We start from the raw sequence: 15723 nt of genomic DNA, 5'->3' as shown, positions 1-15723 counted from the left end.
GGCCGTCGTGCAGCGCTTCATGCTCTACGCCAAGATCCACCGCGCCACCGTCACCCAGGCCGACCTGCACTACGTCGGGTCGCTCACCGTCGACACCGACCTCCTCGACGCGGCCGGGCTGCTGCCGGGGGAGCAGGTCGACGTGGTCGACATCGACAACGGCAGCCGGCTCACGACGTACGTCATCGAGGGGGAGCGGGGGTCGGGGACCATCTGCATCAACGGCGCGGCCGCGCGCCTGGTCTCCCCGGGCGACAAGGTCATCATCATCGCGTATGCCGCGATGGACGACGCCGAGGCGAGGACGTTCGAGCCGCACGTGGTCTTCGTCGACGACGACAACCGCGTCGTCGAGGTCGGCCACGACGCCGGTGACGTGCCCGCCGGGTTCGGCCTGCGCACCTCCGCGGTCCGCCGCGGCCCGGTCGAGCACGACGAGGTGGGAGCAGCCCGTGGCTGACGACGCGTCCCACGCCTTCGGCCTGCCCCGCGAGCGGGCCCAGCGCCACGACCTGCGCCTGCCCGCGCGTCTCGTGGCGCCCGAGCCGGGCTGGACCGTCTCGGCCGACGCCATCGTCGTCGGGTCCGGCATCGCCGGACTGACCTGCGCCCTGCGGCTGCGCCAGCGCGTCGAACGCGTGCTCCTGGTGACCAAGACGGTGCTCAGCGCCGGCTCGACGCTGTGGGCGCAGGGCGGGATCGCGGCGGCGCTCGCGCCGGAGGACACCCCGGAGGAGCACCTGCGCGACACCCTCGTCGCCGGGGTCGGCATCTGCGACGTCGACGCGGTGACCGCGCTCGTCAACGAGGGCCCGCGCCGGGTGCGCGAGCTGGTCGGCATCGGCGCCGAGTTCGACCTCGACGCCGCGGGCGCCCTCAAGCTGACCCGCGAGGGCGGCCACGGCCGCGACCGCATCGCCCACGCCGGCGGGGACGCCACCGGCCGTGAGATCTCGAGGGCGCTCATCGCGGCGCTCGACGCCGTGCGGGAGGACCCCGGCATCGAGGTCATCGAGCACGCCCTGGTGGTCGACCTGCTCAAGGACGCCGACGGCCGTGTCTGCGGGACCACCCTGCACGTCATCGGCGAGGGCCAGATCGACGGGGTCGGTGCGGCCCACGCCCGGGCCGTGGTGCTGGCGACCGGTGGCCTCGGCCAGGTCTACTCCTCGACCACCAACCCCTCCGTCGCGACCGGCGACGGCATGGCGGCGGCTTTGCGGGCCGGTGCGCTCATGGCCGACCTCGAGTTCGTGCAGTTCCACCCGACGGTGCTGTGGCTCGGCGAGGGCAGCACCGGCCAGCAACCGCTCATCTCCGAGGCGGTGCGCGGCGAGGGCGCCTTCCTCGTCGACCGCGACGGCGTGCGGTTCATGGAGGGCCGCCACCCGATGGCCGACCTGGCGCCGCGCGACGTGGTGGCCCGCGCCATCGTCGACCGTATGCAGCTGACGGGGGAGGACCACGTCTTCCTCGACGCCCGGCATCTCGGCCGCGAGTTCCTCGAGCAGCGGTTCCCCTCGATCGTGGCGCGCTGCCGCGAGCTCGGCTTCGACCCGGCCACGGACCTGCTGCCCGTGGCGCCCGCCCAGCACTACGCCTCCGGCGGGATCCGCACCGACCTCGTGGGCCGCGCCTCGCTCCCCGGCCTCTACGCGTGCGGCGAGGTGGCCTGCAGCGGGGTGCACGGAGCCAACCGGCTGGCCTCGAACTCGCTGCTCGAGGGCCTGGTCTTCGCCAGCCGAATCGCCGACGACATCACCGACCGCATCGCGGCAGGGGAGCTGCCGCAGACCGCCCCGGTCGCTCCGTCCGGGCCGGCCGCGCTGCTCGACGCCTCCCAGCGGGTCGCGGTGCAGCACGCCATGACGGCAGGAGCGGGGGCGGTGCGGACCGCCGGGTCGCTCGCCTCCACGGCGCGCGCCCTGGCCGAGCTGGCCCTGTCCGCGCGGGCTGCCGTGCCGGGCCCAGAGGGCTGGGAGACCACCAACCTGCTGCACGTCGGGCAGCTGCTCACGCTGCTGGCCGCGCTGCGGGAGGAGACCCGCGGCGGACACGTGCGCGCCGACCTCCCCGACCGCGATGACGAGCACTGGCGCGGCCACAGCTGTGCCGAGCGCCAGGCCGACGGCAGCGTCACCACCGCGTTCCAGCCCGTGCCGGCCCAGGACCTGACATGAGCGACCTGCGCTTCCCGGAGCCCGCCGCCCTCGACCTCGTCCGGGGCGCCCTCGACGAGGACCTCGGGCCCGACAGCCTCGACGTGACGACCCTGGCGACGTTCGAGCCGGGTGCCACGTGCCGGGCGCAGGTCGTCGCCCGGGTCGACGGCGTGGTCGCCGGGCTGCCCGTGGTCGACCTCGTGTTCGCCGAGGTCTCCTTCCGGCTCGGCCTCCCGATCCCCCGGGTGGAGGTCGCGGCGCACGATGGCGACCAGGTCCGTCGCGGGCAGGTGCTGGCCACCGTCGACGGGTCCACGCAGGTCGTGCTCATCGGCGAACGGACCATGCTGAACATCCTGTCCCGGCTCTCGGGGGTGGCCACCCACACCCGGCGCTGGGCCGACGCCCTCGCGGGCACGGGCTGCACCGTGCTCGACACCCGCAAGACCACGCCCGGCATGCGCGCCCTCCAGAAGTACGCGGTCCGCGCCGGCGGCGGCACCAACAAGCGCATGGGCCTCTACGACACCGCCATGATCAAGGACAACCACAAGCTGGCCGCGGGCGGCCTCACGGCGGCATACCGAGCCATCCGCGAGCGCTTCCCCGACGTGCCCGTGCAGGTCGAGGTGACCACGGTGGCCGAGGCGCTGGAGGCCGTGCAGATGGGTGCGCGGTTCATCATGTGCGACAACATGCCGGTCGACCTGCTGCGCGCGACGGTGCAGGCCGTGCGCGGCACCGGTGAGCAGGTGGAGATCGAGGCCACCGGCGGCCTCACGCTCGACGTCGCCCGCGACTACGCCGACACCGGCATCGACTACCTCTCCGTCGGCGGACTCACCCACTCCTCGCCGATCGTCGACATCGCCCTCGACTTCGTTGGCTGAGCGACCTCAGTCGAGAACGAGGCAGCGGAGCCAGTCGGCGGAGTCCGGGTTGTCCGACAGGGGACCCACGCCGGAGAGGAGGCGCCAGATGCGCTCGCCGCGGTAGGCCGCGAGCGCTGCCAAGCCGGCCGCGGTGGCATGCGGGGTGAGGCGGGAGGAGTTCAGCAGCCATGCCGTACGAGCGCGCAGCTCCTCGTCGGGGCTGTCCATCGAGGGCAGGCGCATCCCGAGGACCGTGCCGCCGAGCTCCCACCTGCCCTCTATGAGGTCCGCGCGCCGCGTGTGGGCAACGACCTGCTCGAGGGTGAGTGACAGCCGCACCGCCGTGAGCAGAACATTGGTACCCCGCTCGGTCGGGGAGTCGAAACGCGCCAGCCCCAACGTGTTGATGTCCTCCACTTGGAGGTCGAGGCCGAGCTCCTCCCTCGCCTCACGTGCCAGAGCCCTCAACGGGTCAGGCAGCCCGAACTCATCCGCGTCCGCGCGGACACCCTGCCTGGGCTGCAGCTCCAGGTTGCCGTTGACGCCGGGCCCGAACAGTCCCTGATGCGACCCTGCAACAAGACCTCTCTCCGTGAACACCACGAAGTCATCGGCGGTGATGGGAAGCAGCGCCAAGGTCAGCACCCCCACCTGGGCTCCGCTCACCGGCTCCTGTCTCACGCCCTGCGCCTTGGGAGTTCTGCCAACCAGCGGCTGGGCCAGCTCTGCAAGCTGGCGCTCACCCGGATAGTGGTCGGTGACCACAGAGAAGTACGTGCAGCCCGCGAGCGAGAGGGCCAGGCGGGCTCGACCGCTGGAGTGGTCACGCACCGCCTGCGCGTGGGTCAACCGGGGCAGGACGCCGTCGAAGAAGTGGCCCTCGTCCCGCCGAGCCAACAGGGCCGACCGTTCCACCTCGGTGACTGGCAGGCTGCTGACCACGAAGTTCTCGTTGCTCCTCCACGGGGAGCCGTCGTAGTCGACGGCGCGGAGGTGATTGCGGTACGCAATGCTCAGGTCAAACGCCATGTGGCCCCTGAAAGACCCAGGGAACGCGAGGAACTGCCACTGCGTGGCGCGATGCGGGACGTCGAGCTCGAGGCTCGCGGCGGCCTCGCCGTTCCCGGTTGCGATGTGGTGCTCGATCGCGTGGGCCGTCACTGACGCGAGGTCCCGCTGTTGCGCGATCGCATCGACCCTCGAGGAGAGCAGAAGTCGTCCGTCCAGCTCCGCGGCGAGGCGTCGGTAGGCCCTGGCGGCTCCGTGCAGCTCTGCAGGACTGAGCTGCTGGGTCAGTGCGGCGTCATCGGGGCCGAGGAGCCCGGAACACAGCCAGTTCAGCTCGTCCGCAGCCGTCGCGCTCGCTGCTCCTGTGGTCAGGGCTCTCACCCGTGATGAGTGAAGTTTCCGAGCGATCCTGGGGGCGTGGGGCGACCGCCGAAAGGCCCGGCGCCTTGCGCGGACGAGGTTGCCCCTGACCCAGGGGCGGCGGGTCACCACGAACCCGGCCACGATCGCCACGGCGGTCAGGGCGTTGGCGAGAGGATCGATCGAGTCGATCATCGTCGTAGAGGCTGAAGCGATGCCTTCGATGAGAAGTTGCTCGAGCAGGTGGTCCGCACCCATCAGCGCGTGCGTTGGCGAGGCTGGGGTCACGGTGGGACTGTAGCGACCTGTGCTGCTCGCACCGGGGCTGACCGACCTCTGTCGGGTGGGCGGAACCTGCCCACACCAGGCGGTATGCCGCGCTGGGTACCCTTTGGGGGTGAGCGAGACCCCCACCCACCACCACGACCACGACCTTCCCGAGCAGATGCAGGTGCGCCACGAGAAGCGCCAGCGCCTGCTCGAGTCCGGCAGGCAGGCCTACCCGGTCGCGGTCGAGCGCACCCACACGCTGGAGCAGGTGCGCGAGCAGTGGGGCCACCTCGAGACCGGCGAGGAGACCCAGGACGTCGTCGGCGTCGCGGGTCGCGTGATCTTCATCCGCAACACCGGCAAGCTCTGCTTCGCCACCCTCCAGGAGGGCATCGGCACCCGCCTGCAGGTCATGCTCAGCCTGGCCGAGGTCGGCGAGGAGGCGCTCGCCGACTGGAAGGCGCACGTCGACCTCGGTGACCACGTGTTCGTGCGGGGTCGGGTGATCTCGTCCAAGCGCGGCGAGCTGTCGGTCATGGCGAGCGAGTGGCAGATGGCGTCGAAGGCGCTGCGCCCGCTGCCGGTGCTGCACAAGGAGCTCTCCGAGGAGTCGCGGGTGCGCCAGCGCTACGCCGACCTCATCGTGCGCCAGGAGGCCCGCGACATGGTGCGCACCCGCGCCGCCATCGTGAAGGCGGTGCGCACCACGCTCGAGGAGCGCGGCTACCTCGAGATCGAGACGCCCGTGCTGCAGCTCATCCACGGTGGCGCGACGGCCCGGCCGTTCCACACCCACATCAACGCGTTCGACCAGGCGATGACCCTGCGCATCGCGCTCGAGCTCAACCTGAAGAAGGCCGTCGTCGGTGGGGTCGAGAAGGTCTTCGAGATCGGCCGCATCTTCCGCAACGAGGGCGTCGACTCCACCCACAGCCCCGAGTTCACGATGCTCGAGGCCTATGAGGCCTACGGCGACCAGCACACCATGGCCGAGCTGATGCGCGAGATGTTCCTCGCCGCCGCCGATGCCGTCGGCACCCGGCAGATCGAGACCCCCAAGGGGGTCGTCGACCTCGACGGCGAGTGGCGCTGGCTGCCCGTCTACCAGGGCGTCAGCGAGGCGGTCGGCGAGGAGGTCACCCCCGAGACCGACGTCGAGACCCTGCGCGGCATCGCCAAGCGCCACGACGTCGAGGTCGACCCGAAGTGGGAGGCCTCCAAGATCGTCACCGAGCTGCTCGGTGAGCTCGTGGAGCCGCACCTGCTCCAGCCGACCTTCCTGTGCGACTACCCGCCGCACGCCCAGCCGCTGGCCCGCCCCCACCGCGAGGACCCCGACAACCTCATCGAGGCCTGGGACCTCATCATCGCCGGCGTCGAGCGCGGCACGGCCTTCTCCGAGCTCGTCGACCCGGTGATCCAGCGCCGCGTCCTCGAGGAGCAGTCCCTCAAGGCCGCCGGCGGCGACCCCGAGGCGATGCAGCTCGACGAGGACTTCCTGCGCGCGCTCGAGTACGGCGCCCCGCCGATGGGCGGCCTCGGGCTCGGCATCGACCGGCTCATCATGCTCTTCACCGGCGCCAACATCCGCGAGACGATCCTCTTCCCGCACCTGAAGCCCGAGGCGCATTCGTGAGCGACATCTGGCCCTACCTGGCGGCGATCATTCCTTCGGTCGGCGTCGGAATCCTTTTCTACATCGTCATCAAGAACATGATCGAGGGCGACCGAAAGGAAAGGCTCGCGCACTCCCAGTGGGAGGCCGAGGAGAAAAGGAAAGCGGAGGCCCAGAAGAAGCAGGACGGCAATTCCTGAAAGCGGCTTTCTCCTGACGTTGAATCGGTAGTACTTTGTGCGCGTCCAATTCAGCTGAAAGGGAAAACCCCATGGCGCAGCGCGTGAAGATCATTCTCGAGGACGACCTCGACGGCAGCCCTGCCGAGGAGACCGTGACCTTCGGCCTCGACGGCGTGACCTACGAGATCGACCTCAGCTCGGACAATGCCGCGAAGCTGCGCGACGAGCTCGCCCCTTGGGTCGGGCACGCCCGTCGTTCCGGCGGCCGGAAGACCTCTGGCGCGGGCCGCGGATCGGCGGCGGCGACCAAGCGCACCGACCTCGCGGCGGTCCGTGAGTGGGCGCGCAAGAACGGCTACGAGGTGAGCGACCGCGGCCGCATTTCGGCCGAGATCCAGGCCGCCTACGACAAGGCGCACTGACCTCACGATTTTCCCCCGAGGAGGGCGTATTTCCGGCATTTCACCGAAGACGGCCGGAAATGCGCCCTCCTTCGCATTCGGCGGGGCCGCCTCCCTCGCAGACCTGGTCGACCGCCACCTTCCCTGGCTCCGGGTGTCGGCTGCCGGCGGTGACGAGCCGCGCCTGACGTGGCGGTGGGACGAGCTGGCCGCGGCGCAGGCGGCGGGTGGCGACCCCACGGGTCCGTGGCGCGAGGCCTTGGCCGCGTCCACCGCCCGGCAGCACGGCCGGCCGGCGCCACCGGCCATGCCGGCCGCCTTCGTGCTCCAGTGGGTCCTCGAGGTGCCGGCCACCGTGGCCGCGTATGCCGTGGTGCTCGGCCCGTGGGACCCCGAGCTCTCGGGAGCGTCCCTCAGCTTCGACCTCTCGCCGCAGCTCTTCCCCGCCCACCTCCAGATCCGGGCCGCCCGGCCCGGATCGGGCGAAGGCGAGGCGCGGCTGGCCGCCGCCCGCTCGGCATACGAGGGGCTGGCCCGGCCGTTCGCCGCGACCTATGAGCCGGGCGTGCGGCTCGGGCCGCACCAGCGACAGGCGATGGTCGACGACGTCTGGGCGATGGCCCTGCACCGGGCGCACCAGGCAGTCGCCGAGCGCCCCGGGCGGCCGCCGCAGCGGCAGTCGTGCTGCTTCATCTACGCGCTGCCCGGCGCCCATGAGTGCACCGGCTGCCCCCGGCTCAGTCGCTGAGCAGTCCCTCGAGCAGGTCGCCGTCCTTGGCGACGCGCTCGAGCACCTCGTCGAACATCAGGTGCTGCAGCGCGTCGGGGTCCTGCGCGCCGGCCTCCACCTCGTCCCACGTCCGGGGCGCGGCACACGTGGGGGTCTCGCGCCCGCGCAGCGAGTAGGGGGCCACGGTCGTCTTGGCGGCGACGTTCTGGCTCCAGTCGAGGAAGACCTTGCCCGGGCGCAGCGACCTGGTCATCTTCCACAGGATGAGGTCGGGGTGCTTCTTCGTGAGCTCCTGCGCGAGCTGCTGCGCGAGGTCGCGCACCTGGTCGGAGGTGAGGTCGCCGCCGAGCGCGGCGTAGAGCTGCATCCCCTTGCTGCCGCTGGTCACCGGGTAGAGGTCGAGGCCGAGGGCGCCGAGCCGCTCGCGCACCATCAGCGCGACCGTCGCGCACTCGTGCAGCCCCGCGCCGGTGCCGGGGTCGAGGTCGATGACGAGCCGGTTCGGGTTCTGCGGCACGCCGGCGTCGTCGACCGTCCACTGCGGCACGTGGAACTCGATGGAGTTGAGGTTGACGAGGTAGGTCAGCGCCGCCAGGTCGTCGACCATCGGGTAGGTGACGTCGTCGACCCTGACGTGCGGCAGCCACGAGGGCGCCCCGCTGGGCAGGTTCTTCTCGAAGAAGCTCTGGTCGCCGACCCCGTGCGGCCAGCGCACCCGGGTGACCGGGCGGTGGGCGAGGTGCGGCAGCATCACGTCGGCCACCTGGGCGTAGTAGCTGAGCACCTCGCCCTTGGTGGTCTCGGTCGCGGGGTAGAGCAGCTTGTCGAGGCTGGTGAGCTTCAGCTTCCGCCCCGCCACGTGCACCGCCGTCGCCTCGGTCACGGCTCGCCTCCCTCCGCGTCGGCGAGCAGGTCCTCGGGGGTCACGTCCGTGCGCACCCCCAGGTATGCCGGCTGGCGCAGCCTGCCCTCGCGGGTCCACCCCAGCACGCGCGCCTCCACGACCACCTCGGGGCGCACCCAGGTGGCGCCGCGGGCGTCGAGGGCCGGCACGGCGTCGCAGAAGGGCGGGCCCTCTGAGCGCAGCGGTGCCAGCAGGTCGGTGAGCCTGCGCTGGGCCAGGCCGGCGATGCCGCTGCCCATCTTCCCGGCATACCGCCAGCCCTGCGGGCTCGGGACGCCGAGCAGCACGGCACCGAGGCGACCGGCGTCGTTGGTCTGCTCCGGCCGCCAGCCGCCGACGACGGCCGAGATGGTGCGGCGGTGGGGGACCTTCACCCAGTCGGCCGAGCGGCGTCCCGCGAGGTAGGCAGAGGTGCGGCGCTTGCTGACGACGCCCTCCAGCCCCTGGTCCCGCGTCGCCTGGAACAGCTCCTCACCGTCGTCGTAGACCGGTGGCACCTGCCAGTGCGGCCCCCTGAGGTCCAGGCTCTCGAGCAGCCCGCGGCGGGCCGCCAGCGGCTGGGCGGTCAGGTCCTGGCCGAAGAGGCGCAGCAGGTCGAACACCATGAACGTCACCGGGTTCGTGGCCGCGAGGCGCTCCGCCCGGCGCCGGTCCGACACGTGCATCCGCTCGGCGAGCGCAGCGAAGGAGGGCTTCCCGGCGTCGAACGCGACGACCTCGCCGTCGAGGAGCAGGTCGTCGTAGGTCTCCTTCAACCCGTCGAGCTCGGGGAAGCTCGCCGTGGCGTCGTTGCCGTTGCGCGAGGTGAGCGCCAGCCGGCCGTCGTGCACGTCCGCCAGCACCCGCATGCCGTCCCACTTGACCTCGTGCAGCCACTCCGCCCCCCGGGGCACGGAGGTGGTCGGCGAGGCCAGCATCGGGCGCATGGACCCATCCTGTCGCGACGGCGAGGTCGCTGCGCTGTTTATCTGTGGTCGGCGCCCGGCGGCGACCGTAGGCTCTAGGCGGGGCTCACGGCATACGAAAGGACTGGTCATGCGGGCGATCTGGAAGGGCGCGGTCTCCTTCGGTCTCGTGAACGTGCCGGTGCGGCTCTACTCCGCCACCGAGAACCACGACGTCTCGTTCCGCCAGGTGCACCGCGAGGACGGTGGGCGCATCAGGTACCAGCGGATCTGCAGCATCGACGGCGAGCCGGTGTCCTACGACGACATCGCCAAGGGCTACGAGACCGAGGACGGCGACATGGTCGTGCTCACCGACGAGGACTTCAAGGACCTCCCGGCGGCGAGCTCGAAGGAGATCGCCGTGCAGAAGTTCGTGCCGGCTGACCAGATCGACCCGATGCTGCTCGACCGCTCCTACTACCTCGAGCCCGACAAGGCGGCGACGAAGCCGTACATCCTGCTGCGCGACGCCCTCGAGCACGCCGACCGGATGGCGGTCGTCACCGTCTCGATCCGCACCCGCATGACCATGGCGGTGCTGCGGGTCAAGGACGGCGTCATCGTCATGCAGACCATGCTGTGGCCCGACGAGATCCGCGCCGCCGACTTCGCCACGCTCGACGAGGACGCGCACGCCACGGCCAAGGAGCTCGAGATGGCCAACATGCTCATCGAGTCCCTCGCCGGTGACTACGACCCGGACGAGTACGAGGACGACTACGCGATCGCGCTCGAGGCCCTGGTGAAGGCCAAGCTCGAGGGCGGCGAGGTGCGCCAGGCGCCCGAGCGCAAGGAGGAGGAGGGCGAGGTGGTCGACCTGCTCGCCGCCCTCGCCAAGAGCGTGGAGAAGGCCAAGGCGGCGCGCGGCGAGGCTCCCTCTGCGGCCGGGGGCGAGAAGCCGGTGAAGAAGGCGGCCGCGAAGAAGGCCACCGGCTCGGGCACGGCGAAGAAGGCCGCGGCGAAGGCCCCCGCCAAGAAGGCTCCGGCCAAGAAGACCGCTGCCAAGAAGACGGCCAAGAAGACCGCCGCCAAGAAGGCCAGCTGAGTGGCGCACCTGCCCACCGACGACGACCTCGCCGTCGTGCAGGACTGCGAACGCGCCCTGCTGACCGGGGCCGTACGCGGCGACCGCATGAGTGCCGGCCTGCTCATCCACCAGGACTTCCGGGAGGTCGGCGCCTCCGGGCGCGTCTGGGACCGCGAGAGCATCCTGACCATGATGGAGAAGGAGGCAGCGGCCGGGCCCTTCCGTGCCGACGCCACCGACATGGCCGCCGTGGGGTTGGCGCCCGACGTCGTGTTCGTGACCTATGAGACCCACAGCGAGGCGGGCCACGCGCGCCGCTCGTCGGTGTGGCTGCGCGAGCGCGGCAGGTGGCAGCTGCGCCATCACCAGGGCACTCCCGTGCCGAGCGGTGGGGCGGGGAGCGCCGGTGCCTGAGGGCCACACACTCCACGGCCTCGCCCGTGACCTGAACGCCGCGTTCGCCGGTGCCAACCCCCACGTGTCCAGCCCGCAGGGGAAGTTCGCCGAGGGTGCCGCACTGCTCGACGGACGCAAGGTGCTCGAGGCCTCCGCCTGGGGCAAGCACCTCTTCGTGGAGTTCGAGGCCGAGGCGTGGCTGCACGTGCACCTCGGGCTGATCGGCAAGTTCTCGATCCTGCCGCGGACCTCGGAGGCCGTGCCGCCGGTGCAGGGCCAGGTGCGCCTTCGGTTGCTCACCGACGACCACGTCGGCGACCTGCGCGGCCCCAACCTGTGCGCGGTCGTCACCCCCGAGCACGTCGAGGGCGTGACGGCCAGGCTGGGCCCCGACCCGCTGCGCCCCGACCCCGACGCGGAGACGGCCTGGCGGAAGGTCAGCCGCAGCAGCCGCAGCATCGCCGAGCTGCTCATGGACCAGTCGGTCGTCGCGGGAATCGGCAACGTCTACCGCTGCGAGCTGCTGTTCCGGCACCGGGTCGACCCGTTCCGCCCCGGTCGCGAGATCCGGCCCGCCACCTGGGACGCGATGTGGCAGGACATCTGCGAGCTCATGCCCCTGGGCCTGGCCGCCGGGCAGATCCTCACCATGCCCGACCAGGTCGAGGACGCGCGGGTGGCGCTGGCCGCGGGCGAGCCGGTGGTCCCGGGCGAGCGCCGTTACCTCGTCTACCGGCGGGCGCAGGAGCCGTGCCGGGTCTGCGGGTCGAAGGTGCGCACGCGGGTCGTCGCGGGACGAAACCTGTTCTGGTGCGGTCGCTGCCAGCGCCGCCGCTGAGGCAGGGGCCTAGGGAAAGACCCGCCACCGGGCCGAGAGCCCCACGGCGGCGAGCGCGGCGAACAGGCCGGCAGCGGTGAGCGCCGCGCTGAGCTCGACCTGGCGGCGCTGCTGCTGCACCGGTCTGGGCAGGTCCTCGAGCACGCCCTGGAGCTGGTCGGCGCTGCTCGCCCGGAAGTAGGCACCGCCCGTGGTCCGGGCGACCTGCTGGAGGGCCGGCTCGTCGATCACCAGGAAGTTGCGGCCGTCGCGTCCCCGCGTGCCGGGGCCTCCCCAGCGGGGCAGTCCCTGCTCGGTGCCACCGAGCTGCTCGCGGGTGCACACCAGGCTCACGGGCTGGGTCGTGCCGAAGCCGATGGGGTAGATGCGCACGCCACGGGCGGCCGCCGCCTCGGCCGCCTCCTCCGGGGTGACCCCGCGCGTGTTGGCGCCGTCGGTGAGCAGCACCACGATCTCCGGGGCGAATGCCGACCTCCCCGGCGCCGGGATGCCCGGAGTGGGTCCGGGCCCGGGGGCGTCGAAGCCGTCGGTCGAGGCGGGCGGCACGTCGGGGTTGATCTCGGCGATCGCGTCGATCGACTTCAGGATCGCCGCCCCGATCACCGTGCCCCGCCCGGTGGTGAGCGTGTCCACGGCGTCCAGGACCGCCCTCCGGTCGGTGGTCGGCGAGACGGACACCTGGGCGAAGCCGGAGAACAGCACGAGCCCGATGCGGGTGTCCTCGTCCTGGTTCGAGACGAACTCGCGCACGGCCTCCTGGGCGGCGCCGAGCCGGTTGGGGTCGACGTCGGTGGCGCACATCGAGCCCGACACGTCGACCGCCATGATGACCGCACCGGCGCGCACCGGCACCTGGGCCTCGACCTGCGGGCGGGTCGCGGCCAGCCCGAGGAACGACAGCGCGAGCAGCACGAGGGCGAAGGGCGCGTGCCGCCGCCACCGCCTCGACGGCGGCGCGGCAGCGCGCACCAGGGCGACGCTCGGGTGGCGCACCGCCTCCCGGCGGCGCCGCCGCAACTGCCAGAGGTATGCCGCCGCGAGGGCCGGCACGGCCAGCAGCGCCGGAAGGGCCCAGGGCCAGGCGAGGGACACGGCTACACCACCCGCCCCGAACGCCTGACCGACAGGAGCGAGGCCCCGAGGACCAGCAGCGCGGCACCGGCGGCGAACAGGGCGGTGACCTCGCGCCGCTGGGCCTGGACTGTCCACCCGGGCCGGATCGAGGCGTAGACCTCGTCCAGCGACCGCTCGTCACGAGCCGGGTAGTAGGTGCCGTCGGTCGTGTCGGCGACCGCCCGCAGCAGCTCCTCGTCCAGGGCCGTCGCGACCTGGAAGCCGTCCACCTCGAGCACCGCCCCCTCCGGGCTGCCGATGCCGACGGGGTGGATGCGCACCCCCGCCACGGACGCGAGCTCGGCCAGGGGGAGCGGGGCCAGGTCGGAGGTGTCCTCCCCGTCGGAGAGCAGGACGATGGCGGCCGACCCGAAGTAGCCGATGTCGGCGCCCTCGAGCGCGTCCTCGGTCGGGGACTCGTCGGCGAGCACGGGCCGGCCGGCGATCGCCGACAGCGAGGCGAGGATGCCGCGGCCCACGGCCGTGCCGCCCTGTGGCGCCAGCCGGTCCACGGCGGCCAGCACCTCCGCGCGGCTGGTCGTGGGTCGCTGGGCCACCACCCCGCTCTCGCCGAAGGCAACGACGCCGATGCGGATGGTGGACGGCTGCTTCTCCACGAAGCGTCGTGCGGCCGCCTTCGCTGCCTCCATGCGGGTGGGGCGCAGGTCGGTGGCAGCCATGCTCGTCGACACGTCGAAGGCGAGGATGACGGTCCCCTCGCGGCGCGGTTCGGCGACGGTGGCCTGCGGCCGGGCGAGCGAGACGAGCATCAGCGCGAGGGCGGCCAGGAGCAGGACCGGGGCCAGGTGGCGCGCCCGACCGGCCCGGTGGGCCCCGTCCCCCACGACCAGGCCGAGCGCGGCCAGCTCCTCGCGCCGGGTCGCCTGGCGCTCGGAGAGCCGCCGGTACCCCAGCACGAGGAGCACCAGCCCGGCCAGGGCCGGCAGGAGCATCCAGGGCCACATGAAGCTCATCGGCGGGCCCGGCGCCGCAGCTCGGAGATCCGTGCGAGCGCTCGAACGAGGTCCTCGTCGGTGCCCACCGTGTGCAGCTCGGTGCCCGCCGAGCGGACCGCTGCGGCCAGCTCCTCCTGGCGCTGCTGCACGACCTCGCGCATCCGGCGCTGGAAGCCGGGGTCGTCGGTGTCGACGAAGATCTGTTCGCCTGTCTCGGCGTCCTCGACGTAGACCATGCCGGCCGCGGGCAGCTCCGACTCCCGGGGGTCGAGCACCTGCACCGCCACGACGTCGTGCCGGCGGGCCAGCAGGGCGAGGGCGGGCGCCCAGCCCGGGACGCTGATGAAGTCGGAGAGCACGACCACGAGCGAGCGGCGCCGGGCCACCCCGGAGGCCGCCCGCAGCAGCACGGCGAGGTCGGTGGCGCCGTTGCCCCGGCGCGGCGGCTGGAGCAGGTGGTGGGCGATGCGCAGCACCTGCCGGCGGCCCTGCCCGGGCGGGACGGTCCGCTCGACCTCGTTGTCGAAGAGCAGCGCGCCCACCCGGTTGCCTCCCCGGGCGAGCACCTGCGCGAGGGTGAGGGCCACCTCGACCAGCACGAGGTCCTTCTGCCGGTCCACGGGGCCGAAGGCCATCGAGGCCGAGCGGTCGAGCAGCAGCCAGGCGGTCGCCTCGCGGTCCTCGGTGTACTGCCGCACGAAGGGGGTGTCCATGCGCGCCGTCACGTTCCAGTCGACGTGGCGCAGGTCGTCGCCGGGCTCGTACTCGCGCAGGTCGTGGAAGTCGACGCCCTCGCCGCGGAAGAGCGTGCGGTAGTCGCCCTGGAGGCGGCCGTCCAGCCTGCGGACGACGCGCCACTCCAGGCGGCGCAGGACCCGCTCCGCGGTCAGCGGGGGTGCGTGGTCCATGTCCGGTCAGGTCCGGGCTGCGCGCCGCCGGTGTGCTCGCGCAGCGGGACCTCGGGGAGGGGTACGGCGGAGAGGATCGGCTGCAGCAGCGCGTCGGCGCCGAGGCCGTCGGCGAGGGCCTCGTAGGAGAGCACCACCCGGTGCCGCAGCACATCCAGCGCCAGCTCGCGGGCGTCCTGGGGCAGCACGTAGTCCCGGCCGCGCAGGAAGGCCAGCGCCTTAGCCGCCCGGACGAGGTTGATCGAGGCGCGGGGGCTGGCCCCGAAGGACAGGTACCGGGCCAGGTCGGGGAGACCCGCCTCGGCCGGGGCGCGGGTGGCGCCGGCGAGCCGCACGGCGTACTCGATGACCGCCGGGTCGACGTAGACGGCGTCGGCCTGGCGCTGGAAGACCAGGAGCTCGTCGGTGGTCACGACCTGTTGGGGCGGGTCGAGCCGGCCCGTCATGCGCTCGACGACGACGAACTCCTCGCCCGGGCTGGGGTAGCCGACCAGCACCTTGAGCATGAACCGGTCGACCTGCGCCTCGGGGAGCTCGTAGGTCCCCTCCGACTCGATCGGGTTCTGGGTCGCCATGACGAGGAACGGGTCGGGTGCCGGGTAGGTCTCGCGGCCGATGGTCACCTGCCGCTCCTGCATCACCTCCAGGAGCGCGCTCTGCACCTTCGCCGGGGCCCGGTTGATCTCGTCGGCCAGCAGCAGGTTGGCGAAGACGGGCCCGAGGGACACCTGGAACTCGCCTTCCTGCTGGTTGTAGATGCGGGTTCCGACGACGTCGGCGGGCACGAGGTCGGGGGTGAATTGGATCCGCTGGAACTGGCCGCCCATGGCCTGCGCGAGCGTCTTGACCGCCATCGTCTTCGCCAGGCCGGGCACGCCCTCGACGAGCAGGTGCCCGCGGGCGAGGAGCGCCACGAGCATCCGCTCCAGCAGCTGGTCCTGCCCGACGATCGTCTTCTTGACCTGGTAGAGCAGCTGCTCCAGCGGGTGCTGGTCGGCCTCGCTGCCGGTGCGGTGTGGGTCCATGGCTCTCCT

At 72.4% G+C, this 15723-nt stretch carries 17 protein-coding genes; 10 read left to right on the top strand and 7 right to left on the bottom strand.

Annotated elements, in window-relative coordinates; translation table 11 throughout:
- Nucleotides 1-7 precede the first annotated feature (7 nt).
- From panD to nadC, 3 genes are read left to right on the top strand one after another with little or no spacing between them, the layout of a single operon-like run.
- Entirely contained in the window at nt 8-460 is a 453-nt protein-coding gene (panD, locus tag P0Y31_RS00470; protein ID WP_275866127.1) for an aspartate 1-decarboxylase, read from the top strand.
- Nucleotides 453-2180, top strand: coding sequence for an L-aspartate oxidase (locus P0Y31_RS00465; RefSeq protein ID WP_275866126.1), 1728 nt, complete (start codon nt 453-455; stop codon nt 2178-2180). Before panD ends, P0Y31_RS00465 begins: the two co-directional genes overlap by 8 nt.
- Complete coding sequence (nadC, locus tag P0Y31_RS00460; RefSeq protein WP_275866125.1) at nt 2177-3052, top strand: carboxylating nicotinate-nucleotide diphosphorylase; 876 nt, start codon at nt 2177-2179, stop codon at nt 3050-3052. The genes P0Y31_RS00465 and nadC overlap by 4 nt, the downstream gene beginning before the upstream one ends.
- 6 nt (nt 3053-3058) lie before the next feature.
- Here nadC and P0Y31_RS00455 read toward each other — a convergent pair whose 3' ends face one another.
- A complete protein-coding gene (locus tag P0Y31_RS00455; RefSeq protein ID WP_275866124.1) occupies nt 3059-4690 on the bottom strand; it encodes a hypothetical protein in 1632 nt (543 codons plus the stop codon).
- A gap of 157 nt (nt 4691-4847) precedes the next feature.
- On the opposite strand from P0Y31_RS00455, the gene lysS reads away from it, so the two are divergent.
- From lysS to P0Y31_RS00435, 4 genes are all read left to right on the top strand, one after another.
- Nucleotides 4848-6308, top strand: coding sequence for a lysine--tRNA ligase (gene lysS / locus P0Y31_RS00450; RefSeq protein ID WP_275867043.1), 1461 nt, complete (start codon nt 4848-4850; stop codon nt 6306-6308).
- On the top strand, nt 6305-6487 hold the full coding sequence (locus P0Y31_RS00445; RefSeq protein WP_275866123.1) for a lysyl-tRNA synthetase: 183 nt from the start codon (nt 6305-6307) through the stop codon (nt 6485-6487). Before lysS ends, P0Y31_RS00445 begins: the two co-directional genes overlap by 4 nt.
- Before the next feature lie 71 nt (nt 6488-6558).
- Nucleotides 6559-6891, top strand: a complete 333-nt coding sequence (locus P0Y31_RS00440; RefSeq protein WP_275805272.1) for an Lsr2 family protein — start codon at nt 6559-6561, stop codon at nt 6889-6891.
- Nucleotides 6892-7024: 133 nt separating this feature from the next.
- Nucleotides 7025-7618: a (2Fe-2S)-binding protein gene (locus P0Y31_RS00435; protein ID WP_275866122.1), complete on the top strand. Its 594-nt coding sequence runs from the start codon at nt 7025-7027 to the stop codon at nt 7616-7618.
- Here P0Y31_RS00435 and ligD (P0Y31_RS00430) read toward each other — a convergent pair.
- Both ligD (P0Y31_RS00430) and ligD (P0Y31_RS00425) read right to left on the bottom strand, forming a co-directional pair.
- Nucleotides 7608-8483, bottom strand: coding sequence for a non-homologous end-joining DNA ligase (gene ligD / locus P0Y31_RS00430; RefSeq protein ID WP_275866121.1), 876 nt, complete (start codon nt 8481-8483; stop codon nt 7608-7610). The two genes, P0Y31_RS00435 and ligD (P0Y31_RS00430), sit on opposite strands and share 11 nt — an antisense overlap.
- Nucleotides 8480-9430, bottom strand: a complete 951-nt coding sequence (gene ligD / locus P0Y31_RS00425; RefSeq protein WP_275866120.1) for a non-homologous end-joining DNA ligase — start codon at nt 9428-9430, stop codon at nt 8480-8482. Before ligD (P0Y31_RS00425) ends, ligD (P0Y31_RS00430) begins: the two co-directional genes overlap by 4 nt.
- A 109-nt stretch (nt 9431-9539) precedes the next feature.
- On the opposite strand from ligD (P0Y31_RS00425), the gene P0Y31_RS00420 reads away from it, so the two are divergent.
- From P0Y31_RS00420 to P0Y31_RS00410, 3 genes are read left to right on the top strand one after another with little or no spacing between them, the layout of a single operon-like run.
- Complete coding sequence (locus P0Y31_RS00420; RefSeq protein ID WP_275866119.1) at nt 9540-10496, top strand: Ku protein; 957 nt, start codon at nt 9540-9542, stop codon at nt 10494-10496.
- The gene (locus P0Y31_RS00415) at nt 10497-10892 is read left to right on the top strand and encodes a nuclear transport factor 2 family protein (protein WP_275866118.1); all 396 of its coding nucleotides are present in this window, start codon (nt 10497-10499) and stop codon (nt 10890-10892) included.
- Nucleotides 10885-11712, top strand: a complete 828-nt coding sequence (locus P0Y31_RS00410) for a DNA-formamidopyrimidine glycosylase family protein (RefSeq protein WP_275866117.1) — start codon at nt 10885-10887, stop codon at nt 11710-11712. The genes P0Y31_RS00415 and P0Y31_RS00410 overlap by 8 nt, the downstream gene beginning before the upstream one ends.
- Before the next feature lie 9 nt (nt 11713-11721).
- Here the strand turns inward: P0Y31_RS00410 and P0Y31_RS00405 are convergent, their stop codons facing one another.
- Genes P0Y31_RS00405 through P0Y31_RS00390 form a run of 4 tightly spaced genes read right to left on the bottom strand, consistent with a single transcriptional unit; the run spans nt 11722 to nt 15714 of the window.
- Entirely contained in the window at nt 11722-12804 is a 1083-nt protein-coding gene (locus P0Y31_RS00405) for a VWA domain-containing protein (protein ID WP_275866116.1), read from the bottom strand.
- A 2-nt stretch (nt 12805-12806) separates the two neighbouring features.
- Nucleotides 12807-13799: a VWA domain-containing protein gene (locus P0Y31_RS00400; protein ID WP_275866115.1), complete on the bottom strand. Its 993-nt coding sequence runs from the start codon at nt 13797-13799 to the stop codon at nt 12807-12809.
- Complete coding sequence (locus tag P0Y31_RS00395) at nt 13796-14689, bottom strand: DUF58 domain-containing protein (RefSeq protein ID WP_275866114.1); 894 nt, start codon at nt 14687-14689, stop codon at nt 13796-13798. Before P0Y31_RS00395 ends, P0Y31_RS00400 begins: the two co-directional genes overlap by 4 nt.
- Entirely contained in the window at nt 14668-15714 is a 1047-nt protein-coding gene (locus tag P0Y31_RS00390; RefSeq protein WP_275866113.1) for a MoxR family ATPase, read from the bottom strand. Before P0Y31_RS00390 ends, P0Y31_RS00395 begins: the two co-directional genes overlap by 22 nt.
- Nucleotides 15715-15723: the final 9 nt, after the last annotated feature.

The sequence above is a fragment of the Knoellia sp. 3-2P3 genome (genome assembly GCF_029223115.1).
Taxonomy (GTDB): Bacteria; Actinomycetota; Actinomycetes; order Actinomycetales; family Dermatophilaceae; genus Pedococcus_A.
The sequence above is the reverse complement of the archived record's forward strand: the minus strand, read 5'-3'. Positions and strand labels throughout refer to the sequence as shown.

Excerpts from the sequence above, each read along its gene's own strand:
- ligD (WP_275866120.1), bottom strand. The coding sequence starts at position 9,430 with ATGCGCCCGATGCTGGCCTCGCCGACCACCTCCGTGCCCCGGGGGGCG.
- P0Y31_RS00395 (WP_275866114.1), bottom strand. The coding sequence starts at position 14,689 with ATGGACCACGCACCCCCGCTGACCGCGGAGCGGGTCCTGCGCCGCCTG.
- nadC (WP_275866125.1), top strand. The coding sequence starts at position 2,177 with ATGAGCGACCTGCGCTTCCCGGAGCCCGCCGCCCTCGACCTCGTCCGG.
- P0Y31_RS00390 (WP_275866113.1), bottom strand. The coding sequence starts at position 15,714 with ATGGACCCACACCGCACCGGCAGCGAGGCCGACCAGCACCCGCTGGAG.
- P0Y31_RS00400 (WP_275866115.1), bottom strand. The coding sequence starts at position 13,799 with ATGAGCTTCATGTGGCCCTGGATGCTCCTGCCGGCCCTGGCCGGGCTG.
- P0Y31_RS00440 (WP_275805272.1), top strand. The coding sequence starts at position 6,559 with ATGGCGCAGCGCGTGAAGATCATTCTCGAGGACGACCTCGACGGCAGC.
- lysS (WP_275867043.1), top strand. The coding sequence starts at position 4,848 with ATGCAGGTGCGCCACGAGAAGCGCCAGCGCCTGCTCGAGTCCGGCAGG.
- P0Y31_RS00420 (WP_275866119.1), top strand. The coding sequence starts at position 9,540 with ATGCGGGCGATCTGGAAGGGCGCGGTCTCCTTCGGTCTCGTGAACGTG.